Source organism: Bacteroides sp. HPS0048, from assembly GCF_964240755.1.
In the GTDB taxonomy this organism is placed as follows: Bacteria; Bacteroidota; Bacteroidia; order Bacteroidales; family Bacteroidaceae; genus Bacteroides; species Bacteroides nordii.
Window position 1 is genome coordinate 273,390 of the sequence record NZ_CAXSVC010000005.1, and the last position, 22,937, is coordinate 296,326.

Annotated in this window: 11 protein-coding genes; 7 read left to right on the top strand and 4 right to left on the bottom strand. The window is 43.9% G+C overall.

Features of this window, described 5'->3' with window-relative positions:
- Positions 1-156: 156 nt before the first annotated feature.
- From ACESQI_RS06590 to ACESQI_RS06600, 3 genes are all read left to right on the top strand, one after another.
- Positions 157-918, top strand: coding sequence for a polyprenol monophosphomannose synthase (locus ACESQI_RS06590; protein ID WP_025868154.1), 762 nt, complete (start codon positions 157-159; stop codon positions 916-918).
- Positions 919-959: 41 nt separating this feature from the next.
- On the top strand, positions 960-2,303 hold the full coding sequence (locus ACESQI_RS06595) for a dihydroorotase (RefSeq protein ID WP_195660287.1): 1,344 nt from the start codon (positions 960-962) through the stop codon (positions 2,301-2,303).
- Between the two features lie 110 nt (positions 2,304-2,413).
- On the top strand, positions 2,414-3,310 hold the full coding sequence (locus tag ACESQI_RS06600; RefSeq protein ID WP_002561727.1) for a vitamin B12 dependent-methionine synthase activation domain-containing protein: 897 nt from the start codon (positions 2,414-2,416) through the stop codon (positions 3,308-3,310).
- Positions 3,311-3,509: 199 nt separating this feature from the next.
- Here ACESQI_RS06600 and ACESQI_RS06605 read toward each other — a convergent pair whose 3' ends face one another.
- The gene (locus tag ACESQI_RS06605; RefSeq protein ID WP_373125589.1) at positions 3,510-10,655 is read right to left on the bottom strand and encodes a T9SS type A sorting domain-containing protein; all 7,146 of its coding nucleotides are present in this window, start codon (positions 10,653-10,655) and stop codon (positions 3,510-3,512) included.
- A gap of 20 nt (positions 10,656-10,675) precedes the next feature.
- Positions 10,676-14,500 (bottom strand): leucine-rich repeat protein, encoded by a 3,825-nt coding sequence (locus ACESQI_RS06610; RefSeq protein ID WP_373125590.1) that lies wholly within the window; start codon positions 14,498-14,500, stop codon positions 10,676-10,678.
- Between the two features lie 366 nt (positions 14,501-14,866).
- Between ACESQI_RS06610 and ACESQI_RS06615 the strand changes: the two genes are divergently transcribed.
- From ACESQI_RS06615 to ACESQI_RS06625, 3 genes are all read left to right on the top strand, one after another.
- On the top strand, positions 14,867-15,379 hold the full coding sequence (locus tag ACESQI_RS06615; RefSeq protein ID WP_278510235.1) for an RNA polymerase sigma factor: 513 nt from the start codon (positions 14,867-14,869) through the stop codon (positions 15,377-15,379).
- 3 nt (positions 15,380-15,382) lie between these two features.
- Entirely contained in the window at positions 15,383-15,967 is a 585-nt protein-coding gene (locus tag ACESQI_RS06620; RefSeq protein WP_007484939.1) for a hypothetical protein, read from the top strand.
- 97 nt (positions 15,968-16,064) lie between these two features.
- Positions 16,065-17,228: a metallophosphoesterase gene (locus tag ACESQI_RS06625; RefSeq protein ID WP_373125591.1), complete on the top strand. Its 1,164-nt coding sequence runs from the start codon at positions 16,065-16,067 to the stop codon at positions 17,226-17,228.
- Here the strand turns inward: ACESQI_RS06625 and ACESQI_RS06630 are convergent.
- Together ACESQI_RS06630 and ACESQI_RS06635 are read right to left on the bottom strand one after the other, a co-directional pair.
- A complete protein-coding gene (locus ACESQI_RS06630) occupies positions 17,215-20,106 on the bottom strand; it encodes an AAA family ATPase (RefSeq protein WP_373125592.1) in 2,892 nt (963 codons plus the stop codon). The two genes, ACESQI_RS06625 and ACESQI_RS06630, sit on opposite strands and share 14 nt — an antisense overlap.
- A complete protein-coding gene (locus tag ACESQI_RS06635) occupies positions 20,103-21,359 on the bottom strand; it encodes an exonuclease SbcCD subunit D (protein WP_373125593.1) in 1,257 nt (418 codons plus the stop codon). Before ACESQI_RS06635 ends, ACESQI_RS06630 begins: the two co-directional genes overlap by 4 nt.
- Positions 21,360-21,785: 426 nt before the next feature.
- Between ACESQI_RS06635 and ACESQI_RS06640 the strand changes: the two genes are divergently transcribed.
- The gene (locus tag ACESQI_RS06640) at positions 21,786-22,544 is read left to right on the top strand and encodes a lysophospholipid acyltransferase family protein (RefSeq protein WP_373125594.1); all 759 of its coding nucleotides are present in this window, start codon (positions 21,786-21,788) and stop codon (positions 22,542-22,544) included.
- Positions 22,545-22,937: the final 393 nt, after the last annotated feature.

Genomic DNA, 22,937 nt, shown 5'->3' on the forward strand with positions numbered 1-22,937 from the left:
CACTGAGTTTTAAGAAAAAATAGAACCCTTGTAAGATAATTGTGCTCTCTGTGGTGAAAATCCTCGCAAAAGTACTAAATTATCCTTAGTTTTGATACACTATTTTCGGTAAGTAACGGAAAAGCGTTACATTTGTCTGCAAATACAGATACGATTATGCACACACCATCGGACAGCATTGTTATCATACCAACCTACAACGAGCGGGAAAATATAGAGAATATTATCCGTGCTGTTTTCGGGCTGGAAAAGGAGTTCCATATTCTCGTCATCGAAGACGGTTCACCGGATGGAACAGCCGCCATCGTGAAAAAACTGCAAGAGGAGTTCCCCGAACGTCTGTTCATGTTGGAGCGCAAAGGTAAACTCGGATTGGGGACTGCTTATATTGCAGGTTTCAAATGGGCGCTTGCCCACCATTATGAATATATCTTCGAGATGGATGCCGACTTTAGTCACAATCCGCAAGATCTGCCCCGCTTGTATAAAGCCTGTGCAGAAGAAGGAGGCGATGTGGCAATCGGTTCGCGTTATGTCAGTGGAGTAAATGTAGTAAACTGGCCTATGGGACGTGTCCTTATGTCATATTTCGCATCCAAATATGTCCGGTTCATAACCGGAATACCGGTACACGATACCACTGCCGGGTTCAAATGTTACCGACGCTGTGTACTCCAAACCATAGACTTGGACAATATCCGCTTTAAAGGATATGCCTTTCAGATAGAAATGAAGTTCACGGCTTATAAATGCGGATTCAAAATAATCGAAGTACCCGTCATCTTTATCAACCGGGAGTTAGGTACCTCCAAAATGAACGGTAGTATTTTTGGCGAAGCTGTATTTGGAGTAATCAAGCTGAAACTAAACAGTTGGTTTCATAAGTATCCCCAAAAAGTGGGAAACAACAAACCGTGAACGACAAAGTCTTATGGGTAATTTAAAATTGTAGATTTCAGATGAAAAGAACACTTATAAAGAATGCAATCATTGTAAACGAAGGGCTTCAAGTACCCGGTTCGGTGATTATAGAAGGAGAAAAGATAGCGGAAATATTGGTTGAAAATCAAGAACCTTCCATTCCTTGTGACGAAACAATCGATGCAACAGGATGCTATCTACTGCCCGGAGTTATCGACGGTCATGTTCATTTCCGTGATCCGGGATTAACTCACAAAGCAGATATCATCACCGAAAGCCGGGCAGCAGCAGCCGGCGGAGTAACATCTATCATGGATATGCCTAATACCAGTCCGCAAACAACAACATTGGACGCCCTGAACGCCAAACTCGACCATCTGGCTGAAAAGTGTTCTGTAAACTACTCCTGTTATTTTGGCGCTACCAACAACAACTATCCTCTGCTCGAACAACTGGACAAGCACCGTGTATGCGGTGTCAAGTTATTCATGGGTTCGAGTACCGGCAATATGCTGGTGGACAAGATGGCCAGCCTGCTGAATATATTCAACGGAACCGATCTGCTGATTGCCACCCACTGTGAAGATCAATCTATCATCAAAGACAATACAGTCAAATATCTGGAAAAATACGGAGCAGATGGCGATGTACCGCTAAAGTATCATCCCAATATCCGTTCGTCGGAAGCCTGTTATCAGTCTTCCGAGCTTGCTGTTCGACTGGCGCGTATAGCCGATGCCCGTCTGCATATACTGCACATCTCTACTTCTAAAGAGTTGCAACTGTTCGAGAACATTCCATTATCAGAGAAACGAATAACGGCCGAAGCATGCGTTGCCCATCTGCTATTTGCTTCCAGTGACTATCAGGAACTGGGCACACGTATCAAGTGTAATCCTGCTATCAAAAAGAAAGAGCGAAATGCGCTGCGCGATGCTGTAAACTCCGGACTTATTGATTCAATTGCCACTGACCACGCTCCTCATCTGATCTCCGATAAAGAAGGAGGTGCCTTAAAAGCAGCATCCGGCATGCCTATGATACAATTCTCCCTTGTAAGTATGTTAGAACTGGTAGATGAAGGCATATTTACCCTTGAAAAGGTAGTAGAAAAAATGTGCCATGCCCCTGCCGAAATATACGAGATACATAATCGTGGCTACATACGGACAGGCAATCAGGCCGACCTGGTACTCGTTCGCCCCAATAGCGAATGGACTGTAAATAAAGAGTGTATTCTTAGCAAATGCCAATGGAGTCCGTTAGAGGGACATACTTTCCGCTGGAAGGTTGAAAAAACTTTTGCCAACGGACATTTGTTATATTCCGATGAAACGGTAGACGAAAATTATCGTGGACAGGAATTAAGATTTAGAAATTAGTGATAAACGGTTAGTGATTAGTGATTAGTAGCTGCGCTGTGGTCTGCATGGTACTAATCACTTATCACTACTCACTAATCACTATTCACCGACCATTTATTATTAAAAACTTGTCAACAATAGTATCATATAAAATTCACGAAGTCAGTCCCTATATCAATTGGATCTACTTCTTTCATGCATGGGGCTTTCAACCTCGTTTTGCTGCGATAGCCGATATACATGGGTGCGACGTTTGCCGTGCTTCCTGGCTAACATCATTTCCGGAAGAAGAACGCCCGAAGGCATCGGAAGCTATGCAACTCTTCAAAGAAGCCAATCGGATGCTGAACTTACTGGACGAAGATTTTGAAGTAAAAACAATCTTTAAGCTCTGCCAGGCAAATTCACAGGATGACAACCTGATACTGGACGGCATTACTTTTCCCCTGCTTCGCCAGCAAGCTAAAAAACGCGAAGGAGGTCCATTCCTTTGCCTGAGTGACTTTGTCCGCCCCTTGTCATCTGGCATAACCGACACTGTGGGTGCTTTTGCCTCCACAATCGATGCAGATATGGAAGGGCTTTATGAAAAAGATCCATATAAACACCTCCTTGTACAAACCCTCTCCGACCGCCTTGCAGAAGCTGCAACAGAAAAGATGCACGAATATGTGCGCAAAGAAGCCTGGGGATATGCCAAAGAAGAGAATCTGACCATCCCCGAATTGCTCGTAGAAAAGTATCAAGGCATTCGCCCGGCTGTAGGTTACCCTTCCCTCCCCGATCAGTCAATAAACTTTCTGCTCAACGAGCTTTTAGATATGAGGCAAATCGGTATATCACTTACAGAAAACGGGGCCATGTATCCGCATGCCTCTGTCTGCGGTTTGATGTTTGCACATCCTGCTTCCGAATACTTCTCTGTTGGCAAAATCGGAGAAGACCAGTTACTGAATTACGCAACCCGCCGGGGAAAATCAGTAGAAGAAATGCGAAAGTTCCTGGCAGCAAATTTACAGGATTAGTTGAATAAGGCTGATAATCAAGCCATAAGAAAGTACGTACTTTTACACCACAAAAGTACGTATTTAACACACTGTTAATATGCATTTTAAGTCACTGTTAAAATACTAAGTTTGTCATCAAAATATAAAAGGCTTTATTTATCATCGTCTGACAAATAAAGCCTTTATCTATATAACTATACAACAGAATTATATCAAACTATTCTATCTTAATAAATTTCTGCCGAATCTCATCGGTTACCGATTTCACTACAATAAAATAGATTCCTTTTGATAATGAAGAGACATCAATCCCCTCTTCAGCCGAAAGTCTGTCTGTAACAATACATGTTTGTCCTGCTGTACTAACAACGCGGATATCTTCTATATTGTCAACCTCTCCGCGAACATACAACCGGTCACGAACCGGATTCGGGTAGATAAACATTCCTGTGCCGATATTATGAATGCCCGTAGGATCTCCAAGATGCAGACTCTCAGGAGAAGCATAACTGCCTTTCATCACATCGCTACTGAAGTCTAACTCTTCTTTTATCATATATTCCTTTCCGGAAACCACATCAAATGCACGTAAACTGATCTGCTCACCAGTTTGTTCTCCGTGAACAGTCAGGAAAATATGACCCTCTTTTTCTACAGCAACACCCCGGCATTCATTTCCGGAAAATGCTCCTATCAGATATTTATCAGCCTCTACCTGCTGTTCGCCATTATACAAACGTGCCAATACAGTCATATTATCCGCATATTGACGAGCATCGTATTTCCATTGCGGTGAAAAAGCGTCCGGTATTACATCCTCCGTTTCAGGCTCTACATAGTTAAACGACTTCACTGACTGGGAATAGTACATATATCCTTCCCCTGGAACCAGATGCGTCAGGCTTCCAGCCCACGTAGTGCCGTTGTACACAGCAAAACAATCAAGCCCTTTGATTACATCATTCTCTTCGGCAGTCAGGTTTTGCAGGGCTGACTCTACCGAAACCTCTTCGGCAGAGATATAGCCAATCCAGTTCCAACCCTTGTTCAAAGTGATAGTGGCATCGGCAGGCAAAACCGGTTTCCCTTTCAGTTCCAGATCGTCGTCTTGCAACATCTCTATTTTGTATGACCGCGTAGGATGCAACAGGCTAAGATCGCCCTGCCAATTACCTTGGTCGTCCTTTGTCAATTCGCCGCTTTGCCCCTTGATAGCCACCACAGATTCCTTTATGGGTTCCAGCAGAGCAACTACATCGTCCAGTCTTTGATCGGCTACGTTGGCAGAAATCCAATTCCATCCCATAGCCAGATGATAGCTGCGGATTACTTCGCCTTCACCTTTCTCTACCACCTTCACTTTGACTTCCGTTCTCAAATCCATGCCCTCTACGGCAAATTGCAAAACTGTGCTTCCAAGCAATTCACCACGTACCGTAAAGGTAGCTTCTCCATTTTCATCGAGCACGGCCTCCGAAGTGGCAAAAGTAGCAATGGAAGGAGAAGCGGAAAGTACAGTAATCTTCTTATTCGCCGCTGCCTCTACCGGTTCAACGGCTACAGTGACCTCAGCCACCCGATTATAAACCACTTCCAGACTCGGAGCAGTTACAATCGACTTCGCCTCCTTCTCTATCGTCACCTCCTGATTATAATCATTCTCCATGTTAATGCCGGCATAGCTTTTCGCCCTACGGCTAACGGTAAGGATTACCTTATCGGTAATGGCAAAAGGCTGTTCGGGTATGAACCGGACTTTGGAGACAAACGCCTCGTTTCCTTTCAAAGGATCAGGTTCTGTATTCAACAGCTGCACTTCACCATTTTCGGCAACTCCGTTCCGGGTAACGAGAATCTGTTCGGCAGTCACAGTAGCGGGTTGCATAAACTTGCTGAACTCTATTTCGATACCGGTTTCATAACCATGCACTGCCGCCACATACGGTTGTGCATTCTGCACCAAGCCAATATTTACATCAAGCTGAGGAGGAGGCACGGGCAGCCATTCGCTATAAGCGGTCTGATAACCCTCTTTTTCGTACTTCACTTGCCACTGCCCGACGGGTACATCCCAAGCATACATACCGTTCTCATCGGTAGTCAACGGGTTCTCCTGTGCATAGTCTTTCGCATTCCACAATTCGATCTTCTCGTGCAGGTCGCCATACATATCTTCCTCGTAAATCTTCTGATAGACAGTAGTGGTCACTCCCTGAAGACGATTGGACGGAACAGCTTCGTAAACATAACCGGAAGGATCGAGCACATGTTTGGAATCACCCGAACCGGACTGTCCGCTTTTGCCACCGCCATTGCCGGTGCCACCCGAAGTGGAACCGCTGCCTCCATTCGGATCGGTACCGCTACCGGAAGAAGGATTATCACCACCGGGATGGTCGCTATCACCCGGATGATCACTGCCACCGCCGGGATTGTCACCGCTGCCGGGATTGTCACCACCACCAGGGTTATCACCACCACCGGGATTATCGCCGCCACCGGGGTTGTCATCATCGCCATCATCGTCTTTATTACAATCAAGACTATCTATGGCCTTTTCAATCTGAGCAACCCGCCGATCTACTTCCCAATTAAAAGCCACATCCATTGCCAACCCGGCAACTATTTTCGCCAATACGGTAGCAAAAGCAGTGCCCAGTGAAGTTCCTCCTGTTGCCGGAGAAGCAACCACCTGTCCGGCAGTAGCAATATCCATTAAAGCCTCCGTTCCCAGTTTCACTGCATACAATCCACTCACATACGCACCTCCTGAGATAGCCAGTCCACGGCATGCTTCAGCCCGTTTAGCGTCATCTTCGCAAGTAGTCGGGATAGATTGGTACAACCTCATGAACCTGTAAACCAATGCAACCCCCTGCGTCACCTTATCGGCATAATCCATCAGCGGACATGCTTCTTCCAGCATAGGTCCCAGTGTTTTTGCTGTTTTCAGACCAAGGGTAGTCAAGGTTCTGTTTCTTTTAGCAATATCGAGTACCCCTTTGGCGTTTTTGACCTCTTGCTGGCAAACTTCCATACGCAGCTTGGTCAGCCCGTAGTTCATATCAGAAGGATCCATCGCCTCCAACTTAGCCACTACGCGACTCAACTCGTTTTGCTTTGCCACATAAGCCTTATTCTTCAAGAAACAATGTTCTTTTGCTATCGTACACTGAACATCAAGCTTGCTCACCAGCTTCATGATCTCCGTTTTTAAGCCCATATAAGCTGACGAAATCGGGCCGTACACGCTTCTTATCTTATCAACCGCCTCATTAAACAGCCTTATCCCTTCTTCTGTCGCAGAATAGGTTCGTAACCCCATATTCACACTTGGAGGAAAAACGATAGATATGAACAGATCCTGACTCATATCTACATAATGAGTCTGCCCGTCCACAGTCAGCATATAGACATACGTCCCTTCGGTAGTAAGGCACCGGGTATATCCTCTTTCAATCAGCAAGGAATCGGACAACCCCTCACAGGTCTTGGACGTCATCGTTACCGCTCCTTCCGGATCCTTAAATTCAAAGTACTTTTCGGAGGTGAAGATTCCTTCCAACCGCTGCATCTCGTTCTTCAATGAATCCAAAACCTCCGAGCCGTCTATCGGATTTTCCTCTATAAGGGCGTTCAGTTCCTCGTCTGTCAACCCATCCAGGTACTTCTGATAGGCTACTTCATCAAAAGCTACATCCTCATTCGTCTCTATGCCCAAAGCCAACAATAAAGAATCCTGCTTCATCGACTCATAGCCCAAACTGAATATCGAATCCATCAATTGAATCTGCTCTTGAAACTGCCTGGATGTTTCTTCATACTCTGTCCGTACTTCCATTAAGTGCTCATGATCCAGCTCCATCTTCGTCTCTGCCTTATAGTCCACACTCAGGTTTGTGGGCAGAGCTTCCGAATAGAACTTCCGGGTGGCAAGCCAGATGTCTTTCTCTTTGTCATAAGACGCCGGAACAGGAACGATGGAACCGGACGAAGTAGTGACATACAAAGTAACATCCGACACGAACTGCGGACTATTGTTTGTGAAATCAATCTTAAATGTAAAGTCCGGATAGCTGGGCCAATACCAATAAACCGGCATTTCCGACTTGGGATTCTGGAAGTCGAACTCTACGATGTACTCACAAAGATCCAAAGAAGAAGAAGGATGGGCCGTATTGATCATAGTGACCGTCTGCACTTCGATGGCGCTCCTATTATAAGTCACCACCTTCGATTCGGTCTTTATAGAAGCATTCTGAGGAGTCTCGACCAAAGCATAGATGGTATGTTTGGAAAGATTGTAGGCATTATAAAGTTCGCCTTGCACCACCCAAGTACCATTTGCCAATGCGGTAGTCTGACCGATAAGCACATCATTATCATATACCTTGACGGTTGAAGATCCCGGTGCAACACCACTGATCGGCAACTTTGTCTTTGCAACGGTACCGGGCACTATGATGCTCAAGTCCCTCACCAGGCAGTTTGCCACGCCAAACGGCTGTTTCAGGGTCTCGCCATTATAATCAAACTCCACAAAGCCGTTGGGAGTGATCGTTTCCCCTTTCGTCGGAATAATACAGAAACGTACTTGCTCGCTGCAATCGGCCAAAGGGATAGACAGGCTCGTCCCGTCGATGGTATATTCACTGACAACCTTATTGCCTATCATGATAGAATTGTTGACGAAGGAGCAACTAGCAGGCAGTTCTACTACCAGCTTGATATTATCCACCTGCCCGACATAGTCTTCCTTGAAGCCCACCTGGCTGCGCACCGTCAGATAATTGCCCGCCACAATCGTAGCCTTATTCGTACGGATATAAGAATCGCTGTTCGTATACGAGAACTTAGTAAGGTCAATCTTGGGTATTGCCGGCAAAACAACTCCTTCTATCTTTCCACTGGCAACATGGACTGTTGACTTTACATAGTCCGTGCCCTCCGTTAAACCGGCAGCTGGCAATCCGGACAGGTTCAATATAGAATTAAGCAAACGGCTATAGGCCATCGACACCAATGTATACGTCCCATCCTGCAATCCGGCAAATACTACGGAATGCTCCTTATCGTAACTGTATGATTTCAGACGCTGGCCTTTTGAATCATACAATATGGCTACATTCGTCGCATTCTCGCTATCAGTATAATTCAACTTAACAGATCCCAACTGAACAATATCCAATCGGGCAGTTGCTTCATTCCCGGCATCGATCGTAACAGTACATTCCACCGGCTCAAACTCATTCACCCTGCTGGTGGCAGTGATCCGTATCTCATCGCCAATATCCGTAGGCTCCATCAAGACAATGGAAGGGTATTGCACGGAGAAGTCTTTCACCTCCTTTGCCTTCGTCCTATTATATAAGGTATAGACTACATTCTGATAGTTTGAATATCCCGTCTGGATTTGAGGCGTTTCTCCCGTCGAGACACTGGGAGTATACGTAAAGCCGATAGTGATCGTTGCTCCTGAAATGACAGGCAATTGCACGGTTTCCAAGTCCCCGCCGGCATTGAAGTTCGGGCAGGAAAGGGTTTGGTTAATGTACCCGTTGGCAGAGAAAGTGATCGTGCTGGCATCGTTGTATACATTTAGCCGGTACTTACCGTTTTTATCGGTCTTGCCTATTACCGACCTGGAATACTTACCGTTCAACAGTTGCGAAACGGACACAACGGCGCCGGAGATTAACCTCCCGTCTTCCCCCTTCACGACTCCGCTGATATCTAAAGAATCAATCGGCTGCAAAGCATAAACTAACGCATTACTCTCCTTAGACACCGTATACTCTCTGACTTCGGGAAGCATATATTTACTGCCAAGCACACGATCCAACTCAATGGCATAGCGCACCTTGTCATTCGCAAGTTGCTGTTTCAGATCATTGCCTTGAGAAAGGTATTTATTATCGGCATCATACCATTTAACTACTACCCGGTTGGAAACATCCTCTTCCCTTTCCGTAACAACCTTCAGGTTCAAGTCATAGAGGGACAATATAGAGTCGAATACAGCATCCGTGCCTTCCTCCGTCACTGCAAGTTCCCTGACCTCACCCAAAATCACACCACCTGTGTTCTTCAAATACAAATTATAAACATCTCCGACAATCAATCCACCAAAGACATACGTCAATTTGTCGGTAATCACAAAGCGCAGTTTCTGTGCACTCTTTGTATTCACAAGTTCCAGGGTCATGTTCTTATAGCGTCCATCGGAAGCCGTTTCCGGCAGAGTTACGGACAAAGCCCCTATTTCTTCCATCAAAGGAAGAATCGTCAGTTGGTTCCACTGTGCCGCAGCACTATACTGAGGAATGGCAGCTTGCGGTACCCGCAGCACTACATTCTCTCCTGTACCCTCGAATACATTTTGTTCCAATACAGGAGGAACCATCGAGTAGCAACTTATCTCTGACAGATTGGTACAGTTTCTGAACGCATAAGCACCGATGGAAGTTATTTCAGCCGAGAGGCTTATCTTCTGCAATTGCGACCCGTCAAAAGCATAACTCGACAGAGAAGAGATACCTGATATACGCTTTAAATCGAGCGACATGCATGCCGAACAATAACGGGCAACACCTAAATCTCCGGAACTGACAGCACCGGCAACGGTTATCACCACGACCTTACTCCGATTACCCGATCCACCAATCACGTCATCGATTGCTCCCATCAAATTCCCTGCAACAAAGTCATCTACAATCACTTCACCCGACGCAGCATCCCAATGGTTGGCCCCCGGATTGGATGGACTGCCCGGATTGAAACGGAACAAGCCGACCAAAGAAATATCTTCCGTACCCATCGTAACGGAATAAGAAGGATTGGCAGACACGATTTCATCTCCCCGTTTCCATCCTGCGAACTCATACCCGCTATTGAGATAAGCTTGCAAGCCGATCACATCTCCTTCTTTAAATATACTCCCCGAACCTACATTGAACCACCCTCCTTCGGCAGGAGATGCCGACAGGAAAAGGCTATGCTGCAAAGGTACGGGAGAAGGTTCCTCCGGATTACCGGGCGCGTATTCAAAAACAGCTGTCAAGGTGGTATGAGCTGCCGGAATGGTATAGCTGAAAGAAGCTAAATCAGAAACCGGAGCTGCGCCCTGTCGCCAACCTACAAAACGGTAGTTTGTTGCAGCAGAGGCCCAAAGGTCTATCCTCTGCCCCAAAGCATACTGGTTTTTCCCCCCAGGAGAAACACTGCCTGCTCCTTCAGGAGTGACATTGACCGTCAAGAAGTACATTTGTCCCGGCTCTGCAGGATTAGAAGGGTTGAACTCTCCTCCTTGTCCCCAAGCCGCCATACTCCATAGAATGATGAATAGACTAACTATATATTTCATGTTATACTCTCCTACCCCGTTTATTTGGTCACTACTGTTTTGAATGATTCACCGTTCACCATTACGACATAGAATCCCGGAACGGACGGAATAGTAACAGATGATTCTGTAGCAATCAGTTTGGTTTGTTTTTGTCCGGTAGTACCATAGACCGTAATCAGGTTTCCTTTTTCCGTTGTTATTTCAATTTGCTGATTACCGCCTTTCACTGTTGTTGCTGATATCATTTCCCCAGTCTCTACACCTGTAGAAGTAACATCAAGACGTATTTCAAAACGACTGTCGTATGTACCGGCATCAGCAACAAACGTATAATTTTCGCGTTTAAGCCGCACTTCCTGTTTAGCTTGCTTATCAATCAACAGAACTTCTCCACATTGTTCCATATTCTCTCCCAAAGAGAAAGTATAACTACCCGCTTTTCCAATATATACTCCCAAAGGTATAATCCCGGTTCCTACCGGACGCTCATTGATGGCATAACGCATGGACGAAGCATCCAAACTAAATAGCTGGGGCACTTCCTTATCATCGCTCATAAACTTAGCAGCATCGCGAGCCATATCATAACCCATTGACATAGCGGGATTCACAACGATACGGGTATTATCAGTATACTCACTACTAGCGAGAGCCAGATTATAAATCGTTCGGTTACTTTCTACAGCAGCTGTACGAACTGCCATCCGGGCACGTATGGAAGTATCCATCTGTCTGCCCTCCGGCAAAAATGTAATGGCGTCCATGCCAACCGGTTTTTGTACAAAAAACGCCTGCATCGGTTTCAATATATAGTTATCATCTTCCGGTGATATTGCCATATATCCTCTTCCATTCCATACCGTAACAGGTGCCGTATAGTTCATATAACGAATGTCAAAATAACAAGGATACGGATTACCTACGAAATTCCAACTACGGTTGTGCGCAAACTCAGAGATGTATTCGCCCAGTTCCCGGCTTAAAGCATTACCTGAGAATAATCTGTTCTTATTATCATTGTTGATAGCCTTCAAAGCAAAACGGTTCACGTTTTTATTGAACTGGATAATATACCCTTCTCCAGCATGGAGTATGCTGTCATCGGTCATATCCTTCCAATTATTCGTTCCTCCTTGTGCACGTGTGGCACCATCATATTTGCGGATAGCATACAAGCCTCCGTCACTGACTTCAATGTCTGATACTTTCACATCAAACGGGAAGGACAGATACATCCAGACTTCTCCCCACGCACTCATCGTATAAATTACGCTATCTGCCCTCATAGCTGTCGATTCACTAATCAAACTGGTATACTGTGAACGGTCATAATTACTGCTATTGGCATACATTGCAAGTACATGGCTTTGAGTATATTTCTTCATCGAAAATGCATCGGTACCTTTTACTGCAAAGTGACCATTATCAAAGACAGAAACACTGGGCTGCAAAGTAGGACGAATCCCTTCGGCAAGCGTAAGTTTCCCCCTGATATTGATCCTATCTGTTTCAGACTCGGAAGGATTAATGACAGGAAATGCATCCCATCCAGGAGTTAGTTTATAGTTATTCACTGACCAGAAAGGGACCAATAACTCACAAGTCGATTTATCAACATTATAAAGTATATCACGATTACCTTCCAATGTAGGAGGTACGGAAGCATAACAATTAATTCGCTTGATATTACTACAATTATAAAAAGGATAATCACAGTATTGCAAGGATGCAGGCAGAGTAATCTCCGTCAACCCGGAACATTCACGGAAAGCCTGACTTCTTAAGAAGGTTAATGCATCCGGCAATTCAATGGAAGTCAAAGCGCGGCAGTATGCAAAAGCATAACCTTTTATTTCACTCAAACCGGCAGGTAGTTTCACTTCGGACAGGGAAGCACAATTATAAAATGTATAATCTTCAATAACTGTCACCTTTTCAGGGATGGCAATGGATTGCAACGAAGTACATTCATAAAAACTCTCTCTCCCCATAGTGACCAATGAAGCAGGCAGGTTAATTGATTTTAAATCTTTACAATAATAAAAAGCGTTATTATTGATTGTTGTTAATTCTTCCGGCAACACCAAAGATGTCAAACCATAGCACTCATTAAAAGCACCATACCCAATACTCTTTAATACCTTCGGTAACTTTATTTCCAGCAAAGCTGTTCTGCGGGAAAAGAAATTATCGGGCAACGATTCCATCGTAACATTTGTCATGTCAATAGACATCAAATTGGGCATTCTGTTTTGTATCTGATAGTAGTCATCCCCATTTAACGGACCTGCAATAACCAGTTCGTTTACCTTATTCACATACTCAAGTTGCTTAAGAATCTCCTCCCCTAATGTTCCTGCTGTCGCCAAAGTCACCTCTACTTTCAGAGGAATATCTCCATCAATGATCACCAGACTATTCCAGTATGCAGTATTGGAATAAACTTCACCAGACCCCTTAGGTACAAAAAACACTTTGGTAAAATTAAAAGAATCGCTGGACAAGTTAGGCGGTACAACTCCTTTCAGAATGACTTTATGTAAACGAAAACAATCTGAAAAAGCAGATGACCCAATCCGTTCCAGATTCTTCGGAAGAGTAACGTCTTGAAGGTTGGTACAACTACGGAAAGCCCAGTCACCTATTTCTTTTAATCGGTCTGGGAAAACAATTTTAGTAAGCGGACTTACATCAAAAGCACCCGATCCTAATGCAACAAGTGAATCCGGCAAAACCAACTCACCCGAAATGTTACATTCGGAGAAACCTTCCTGTTCTATTTGCTCCAGTCCTTCCGGAAATACAATTCTTTGCAAAGCACTACATTGATCAAAAGCCTGATAACCTACAACTTTCAGAGTGTAAGGAAGAACCACCTCACGCAAAGTCTTCTTACTCTGAAGCGCATAGTTAGGAATACGATTTCCTGTAATGGATGTTGCAGATAAATTCAAATATTTCAGATTAGGCATATTATTTTTCATAAACCGGAAGTCGGACTCATTCAAATAACCCATAATTGTTATGCTATCACTGTTTGCATCTTGTACTAAAGAGCTAAACTGACCAGCTACAGGCACCTCTACTGTATAACTTTTAGAACAAAGCGCCTTTACAGAAACAACATGCGTTCCGGCATTACTTACGATAGCAAGATCCTGTTTCCAATACCCCTCTTCCGTAGGAGAATATTGTACCTCTATGGAAGCCTTTACCCCTTTGGCTATAGCTGCTGTAGGATAACTTACCACCTCAAACGGTGTAGACAAACCAGAAACCTTCTCAATAACCAGATCTTGATTCCCCAAATTTGTGATTTCAAGAGATTCTGTTGTTTTACTATCAGATACTTTATTTTTATAATCAATCACTGACTGGGATAGAGAGAGAAAAGGTTTTTCTATATTTATCCCACGTACTGTCATATTCTTTATATAAGCATAAAACCCTTCCTGATAACCTCCACTCAAAATATAGGTCCACTTTAGGGTATGTTTACCTTTCGGAAGTTCATAAGAAACAGTAGTCCAATCCTTCCTCTCTACGTTGATAGTATCCCGACCATCTATTGAAAAATAAAACTTCTCTCCATAACCTCCACTATCAACTTTATAATCAAACTTCACACTACCACTTGCTTCCACAATATCTACAGTAGTGCTAAACCAGGAAGTCTTCAATCCCACAATATTAGAACTGGATACACATCCTTCACTTACCACCCATGGATAATCCGGAGATTGCTCAAAGGCTACGGGAAAACCCGTATTACCAAAAATAGCCGTATTAAAATTCTGGGCTATTCCTTTAGATCCTACAATCATCAGAAAGATGACCAATAATAAAGTAGTTCTTCTTTTCATAAGATACATGTTTGTGATGCTTTTCTAACATCCTGTTAATATTTATTTTTTAATATATTCCACAGATTACAAGCAAATTCAGGAACAAAAATGAACCTGTAAAAATACAGATATTCCGGCATCCATAAAAACGCATATTTTGACATTTAGTCCCAAACAGCAAAATACGGTGTTCATATAGTCAATAATAGTGGCTAAATTGCAGAAATAATTCAAGCATCCGGAATCCCAGAATGAGATTGCAAACATAAAAGCAATATCCGGATAGTTATGAATACAAAATACTTTCTATCTTTGCATATCTCGCTGTGATTTTTCTTATCCCCCAACGACTAACAATCTAAAAAGCAATCGAGAAAAAAGCCAATGGATTCAAAAGCCACGCAAGTCAATGAAAGTGTAGAACAGGAATTCCTATCGGTCATCCGGGAGTATGAACGGGTTATATATAAGGTGTGTTACCTTTATACTACTCCCAATGCTACGCTCAATGACCTCTACCAGGATGTGGTGCTCAATCTTTGGAGAGCTTATCCAAAATTTCGGAGGGAATGCAAAATATCAACCTGGATATACCGCATTGCACTAAATACTTGTATCAGCTTTATCCGTAAAGAAAAAAATGTACCGGAGTTTGTAACGTTGAGCCGTGAAGCCGACTGGATGACCGAAGACAATGACCCGCTCAAGGAGATGCTCAGACAATTGTATCGGATGATAAACCAACTGGGGCAACTCGATAAATCTATCATTCTGCTTTATCTCGAAGAAAAAAGCTATGAAGAAATGGCCGAAATCACTGGGCTTACCGTGACAAATGTGGCAACCAAACTGAGCCGAATTAAAGACAAACTTAAAAAAATGAAGAAGGAGGATTAAGATATGGAACTGGATGAACTTAAGAAATCATGGAATGCACTGGACGAACATCTGAAAGATAAGAAGCTGGTCAAAGACGAAGAAATATCCCAGCTCATTAATCATGCTACGAAAAATATCAATGAAATGAGTCGGCTCAACAAAAGACTGCGTATCATTTCGCTGACAATTATCGCACTACTCCTGTTTACGTTCATATACGATGGTGTATTTCCGGATATCTATTATCAGATTATCCTTATAGCACTGGTGCCGGCTTTGGGATGGGACTTGTTTAGTTCCCGCTATCTGAGTAACACCTCGATAGACGAATTACCACTTGTGACCGTTATATCCCGCTTCAACCGCATTCACCGATGGGTGATCCGTGAACGGATGATAGGAATAGGTTTCATTTTATTCATGGCCGTATTCTTTTTCTTTTATCGGGAGGTGTGGCAACATGGTACCGGAATGATCATTTTCTTTTTCATTATATGGACTGTGTGTATTATTATTCCACTTTGGATATATCGTAAGAATCTGAACCGACTCCGCGAGATAAAGAAAAATCTCGGAGAGTTAAAAGAATTGAAAGATAATAATTAACTTAAACCATACTCTCTCTATTTTCTCTAACAAAGTAAAGTCTTCTCTGTTTATTAAAACGGAGGAGACTTTCGTATCAAAAACAATAATCATACATATGTTACAACGAATTTTTATTTTTCTAACACTAATAGTTATTTTACCGGACATCTATATCTACCAGATGTTTATCGCGCGACAGATGGTTCATCCGGTCTTAAAAGTGCTTTATTGGGCTCCCACCTTCTTCCTGTTAACAGGACTTATCTATCTCACATTCTTTACTCCCGAAGACTTCGTAAGTCAGCACATGCAGGGGATCGGCTGGTTTGCCGTTGTATTATTCCTGTTCGCATTGCCTAAACTGAACTTTATGTTGTGTTCAGTTATCGGGCTTCCATTCAATTACCTGTTGCACTGGCCTAAAACACCGTTTGTATATGCCGGATTAGTGCTCGCCGCAATCAATGCAGGAATTATTCTGTACGGCTCCCTGATTGGTAAAACTCAGTTTGAAGTGAAAGAGGTTGCTTATTACTCCCCTAAACTGCCGCCAGCTTTTAAAGGATATCGTATCGTTCAACTATCAGATATACATATAGGTAGCTGGGAAGGAAATGCGCGGGCACTGCAACGTATGGTTGATCTCGTCAATGCCCAGCATCCGGACTTGATTGTTTTCACCGGAGACCTGGTGAATAATCAGGCGAAAGAGTTGGACGGATTTCAGCAAATCCTATCCGGACTACATGCAAAAGATGGTGTCTACTCTGTCTTGGGAAACCACGACTATGGTCCGTACTACAAATGGGAAAGTCAACGCGCGCAAATTGAGAATCTTGCCGATCTGAAAAAACGTGAGGCGGAAATGGGTTGGAAATTGTTGAACAATGAGCATGTTATCCTGCATCAGGGCAATGACAGTATCGCCCTGATTGGAGTAGAAAACGAAGGCGAACCGCCCTTCTCACAACATGGTGATCTGACTAAGGCAATGCAGGGAACCGAAGGTATGTTTCAGCTATTGTTGAGTCATAACCCTACACACTGGCGGCGGGAAGTATTGCCTCAATCCCCAATAGACCTGATGCTGGCAGGACATACACATGCCATGCAAATGGCATTGGGACACCACTCCCCTTCCTCTTTTGTCTATCCGGAATGGAGCGGAATGTATTCTGAAGAAGGGCGAAACCTGTACGTAAACGTAGGGTTGGGATTTGTCGGATTACCTTTCCGTTTCGGCGCATGGCCCGAAATAACGGTTATTACACTGAACTAATCACTATTTCACTCTTCCCGTTCACCGATTTATGTAGTTGTATCTGCACGGAGATGCGTTCGCTCATCTCCTGCACATGCGAAATGACTCCAATCTTTCGCCCCTGCATCTGCAACTGTTCCAATGCTTCCATAGCAGTGCGTAAACTATCGGCATCCAGTGATCCGAAACCTTCGTCAATAAAAAGAGATTCCACTTTCAGATTGTTGCTCGACAGGGATGAAAGCCCCAGTGCCAATGCCAGAGAAATGAGAAAGGATTCACCTCCGGAAAGAGAATAAACAGTACGTACTTCATCACACATATCGCAGTCGATAACTTGTAAAGCCAGTGTTCCGGATACTTGCTGGAGCTTATATCTCTTTGATAAATAAGATAAGTGTTTGTTGGCATGAAGCAACAAGAGGTTGAGAGTATAGCTCTGGGCAATTACTTTAAACTTTGTTCCGTCAGCACTACCAATCAGTTTATTCAGTTTCCCCCATTGCTCGGCAACGGCCTGTTTTTCTTTCCATTCTGCTTCTATCTCTTTCAGTTTTTTCTTGTTTTGCTCTTGCTGTAACAAACAGGCTTCTACTGTCGATAGCCGACGCTCTGTTTCCTGATTGGCAGACTGGCACGCAGCAATTGCTTCGGACAATGTTTCAGGATTCTCAATCTGTTTTTGCTGCTCACTCAGTTCAAGAATATTCCGGGACAGTTGTTTTAGCTCTCCCTGTATACCTGAGAGATTGGTTTGCACCTGCTCCACCGATTTACGGGCCGATTCCAACGCATCATTCAGCTCCTTCTCTTTACGGCGTACCACGGCCTCTGCTTCATCCGCCGGTTTTCCTTTCAGAAGGGTGGCACGCTGTTGCTGTAACTGCTGCAACTGCTCACTGACTGTTTTAAAATGGGTGCGTTGTGTCGTTTCCGTTTGTTGTACCATAGCCAATTGTTCGGCTATAGCAGCAGCTTGCTGCATCAATAACCGGGACCGGGTGATTCCCTCACGGAGCGATTCACAATGGTGGCGCAACTTCTTCAATCCTTCATCCTTTTGCTGCCATTCTGCATATAGTTGCTGATACTGATTTATTCTATCCTCCAGTTCCTGTAAGCGTTGTCGCAATGTTTTCAGACAAGTATCAAAATGTTCCGGAGTACGTTCTGTTTCAGAATAAGCAGCAAGTACCTCCTCCTGAGTTTTCTCTTGGGCAATAATATTACGAACATCGCGCTGAAGGGCTATACAACGGTCATTGAGCAGTTTATGGGCATCGACAGCTATACGGTATTCTTTTTCTATGGAGTGGTAAAGCGTATCTGCCATTTCTCTGTCTTGCCCGTAAGGGTGTGAAAGGCTGCCGCAAACAGGACAAGCTTCACCCTCTCGCAGATCATGACGCAAAGCCACTACATCTTTCCCCATAGCCATACGGGCATTCTCATAAAGTCGTTGCAAAGAGGCAGTTTGCTCCTGTTTAGCAACCAATTGCTGAGTTAAAGTATCAAGCTCTGAAGATATTACTTTCTGTTTTTCACCCAACTGATTCAGCAATATACTGGCTTGTAAAGCATGTTGCAAGCGGGATTGTTCTTGCAAAAGTTTATTCTGTTCCTCACCTACAGACTGGATACCAAAAGCATTAAGCCGGGAAACACGGTCGTCATTTTCCTTTTGAAGAAGGGCTAATTGTTGCTCTTCGCGGACGAGAATATGTTCTATCCGATCCAGATCTGTGGACAGAGACGGATTGAATGCATCCTCACTCTTCAAAAGGCGATTGATGGCACTACAAGAAGCGCTCAGTGCCTCTCTACTGACGTGATGCCTTTTCTCAAGATCAGCAACCTGTTTCTGTGTGAGTTGCAAAGTTTGTTGAGATTGCTTGTAATCAGTGTACAAACTTTGCAGGCGAACATCCAGTTCACGTGCTTTCAGTAATTCGGGTTGCAGGGCTTCCCACTGTTCCCGAAAATGGGCAAGATATCCAGTCTGTGCAAGCAGATCTTCGTGGAGTTTCTTTAGTTTTTCTGTTTCCACAGATTCTTCCTGCTGCTTTTTAGTGAGCTGCTCTTGTTTCACCACAAGAGAACGGACGATATTGAATTGTGCATTCAACTCAGCAAGCCGCTTCGTTCCTGTTGTGCGAAGTTGAATCAATCGTTCTTTCTCCTTTTGCAGATTTTGTAATTCATCTTCCGGGAGAAGCTCAATAAGGTTGATACTGTTTTTGAGAAGATTCATTGCTTCATCAGCCGCTTTACTACGAGTGTATATCTCTCGTGATATGCGGGAATAAATCTCAGTACCCGTGAGTTTCTCCAACAATTCGGCTTTGGCGGATTCACGGGATTTCAGAAAAGTGGCAAAATCATTTTGAGCAAGCAACACCGTGCGGGTAAACTGCTCGTAGGTAAGCCCGACCAGAGAAACCAGTTGCGCCAGAAGCTCAGTCTTTGTACCCTGCAAATCCTCTTCCTTATCCAGATCGGTAACCTGAAGCGTCTGAGGTTGTAAAGAACCCGTGGCCTTACTGCGTGCCCGCCGGACAGACCAACGGGAACGGTAACGCCGTCCTGTCGCCCCCAGGAAATCAACCTCCGCAAATCCTTCTCCCGTCCCACGGCGAAGAATGTTTTTTACATCAGACTGATTCACCTGATTCTCTCCTACATCCGAAAGAAAAAGGCTCTCTCCCGAAGCAGCGAAACGGGGTGTCTTATCATAAAGAGCTAAACACAAAGCATCTAATATCGTAGATTTCCCGGCTCCCGTAGGACCGGAAATTGCAAATATACCAGCTGACCGAAGAGGTTCAACAGTGAAATCCACCTCGAAAGTCCCTTCGATAGAAGCCAGATTCTTAAGTCGTATTGTTAGTATTTTCATTCCGCCTCCCTCATCGCCTGCTGAAACAAACGTTCCAGTTCTTCCGGCATCTCAGATTGATATGTATTTTCAAAAGTCGCTTTCACGATCTGTAACGGATTCATTTCCTGAAGTCCGGCAGCTAACACCTCTTCTTCCAGGGTGTTCTCTTCTGCCTGCCGATAAACAGATACGATACGTGCCAGGCGAACAGCCTTATCGGCAATAGCCTCTTCTATTTGTTGACGAAGCATTGGTTCCGGCTCTGTCAAAAGGACTTTTATTTCTAAATAAGGAAAATGTAAACTTCTCTCTGTTTGTTCTCCCTCTGCCTCTTCCGAAGCCAACGGCAAATGTGCAAGCTCCTCTAAAACCTCTTCGGGAGTAGCAGCCTTTCCTCGCGGTACACTCAAAAGACCTACCAGCGGAACATATTCCCGCTTCTCAATCTCTACCGCCCACCCTTCTGCAAGAGTCACTATCACTACTCCATGATGATACTCCCTCTCTGCAAAAGACATCGGCAAAGGACTACCGGCATAGCGTACATTCTCCCTGCCCGACACGCGCTGAGACTTGTGTATATGTCCTAAGGCCGTATAAGCAATCTGCTCTGTAAAAGTATCCGGAGAGACGCACTCTAACCCTCCGATAATGGTTCGTTCACTGAAATCACGTTCGGCAATTTCTGAACCTGTGGCTTGCAAATGTCCCACTGCCACAAGAGCCTGTCCGTCCTTACGCCGTTGAAGCGCCCGTTCCTGTAACCGGACATAAAGTTCTTTCACACCTTCGGCATACGGATTACCATCTGTTGCAACAACCGGATAATCCCCCTGCCGCAAAAAAGGAACCGCCAGACAGAGGGCTTCTACTTCTCCTTCACTATTCTTTAACTCTACAATCAAATGATCATAGTCAATCTCTCCTTCATGTTTCCGGACAATACCTCTGATCTCCGTACGCATCTCCTGCAACAAAGGTACGGGTGCTTCAAGACGTGCAGCAGAATCATGATTGCCTGCCACAACTACCAACTGCAACTTCGGATTCTCTTCCGTCACCTGCCGTATAAAATGATAAAACAGACGTTGGGATGCCGCGGAAGGATTGGAAACATCAAAGACATCTCCCGCAACCAATAATACATCAATCTTGTTTTCTTTTAACTCACGAGCCAACCACTGGAGAAAATGTACATGCTCCTCCACTCTGTCGTAACCGAAAAAGGTCTGTCCCAAATGCCAGTCGGCTGTATGCAATATACGTATCATTCAAAATATCTACATTATAAATCAATTACCCGGTGCAGACAACGGACAAGTAAAAATGACTGTCGGGCCTTCGTCCGCTTCTGCACTTACTGTATAAGTACCGCCAAAGTAACAAATAAAATGGGAATTAATCTCATTACAGATCAATATCTTTTTATCTTTCAGGATCTCTTGTGCCAGTGAAGTGTCCACTATACGGAAAATAACTTTTCAATACGATCGGAGTGAATAACTTCATTCACTAAAGCGATACTCTTATTCTACCCTCCCTCTTAAAGTTAATTATCAGCATACATTCCAAACATAAAATTAAATCATAGTATGTATTATTGCCAGCATTACGGATATTACCCGTTTTTTTATTCATTTTAAGACGCTACAATAGAAAGAGATTCTGTATCTTTGTCCTCCGAAAATCCAACGCTTATGAAAATACTGTATTATATTTATCAGATTTGCATTGCATTACCTATACTATTAGTGCTGACCATTCTCACAGCCATAATTACAACAGTAGGTTCTCTGCTGGGTGGAGCACATTTCTGGGGATATTATCCCGGTAAGATATGGTCACAGCTCATCTGCCTGTTCCTGCTGATTCCGGTAAAAGTACACGGACGTGAAAAGATACATAAACGTACGTCTTATATATTTGTGCCTAACCATCAAGGATCTTTTGATATATTCCTCATCTATGGTTTTCTGGGACGTAACTTCAAGTGGATGATGAAAAAGAGCCTGCGAAAGATTCTTTTCGTAGGTAAAGCGTGCGAAAGCGCAGGGCATATTTTTGTAGACCGTTCGGGACCGAAAAAGGTACTTGAAACCATCCAGCAAGCAAAAAACTCATTAAAAGACGGTGTGTCACTGGTAGTATTCCCCGAAGGGGCACGTTCATTCACGGGGCATATGGGATACTTCAAGAAAGGAGCTTTTCAGTTGGCAGACGATTTGCAACTGGCAGTGGTTCCCGTTACCATAGACGGCTCATTTGAAATTCTTCCCCGTACGGGTAAATGGATTCACCCTCACCGCATGATCCTGACAATTCATGATCCTATCCCGCCCAAAGGTAAAGGGATAGAAAACATTAAAGAGACAATGGCAGAAGCTTATGCTGCCGTAGAAAGTGCTTTACCGGAAAAGCATAAAGGTATGGTAAAGAATGAAGATCAAGATCGCTAAACAATGCTTTCCGCATGAGGTATCTATTTGATAATCAGCAATTATAAAAGTGTACATTCTTGTCATACTACATTGTACACTTTTGTACGACAAGAATGTACAATATTGCACCACAAGAGTGTACACTTTTGCATAACAGTAAGACACTTCTTTGTTTTTAGCTTTAAATTAATTGCTTTTTTCATTACAATAAAACCTGATATTTTTATTTATACCCTGCACTTAATGTCTATTTTATAAACCTTCACCTCGTTTCTCTACGGAGATCGACCCGATACTCTACGAGAAACGACCCGATCTCCGTAGAGTTTCGACCCGTTCCTCGTATACTCTATTAAAACCAAATGTTTCCGCAGAATATTGCTTTAATAAATGTTAACTACGAAAGATATG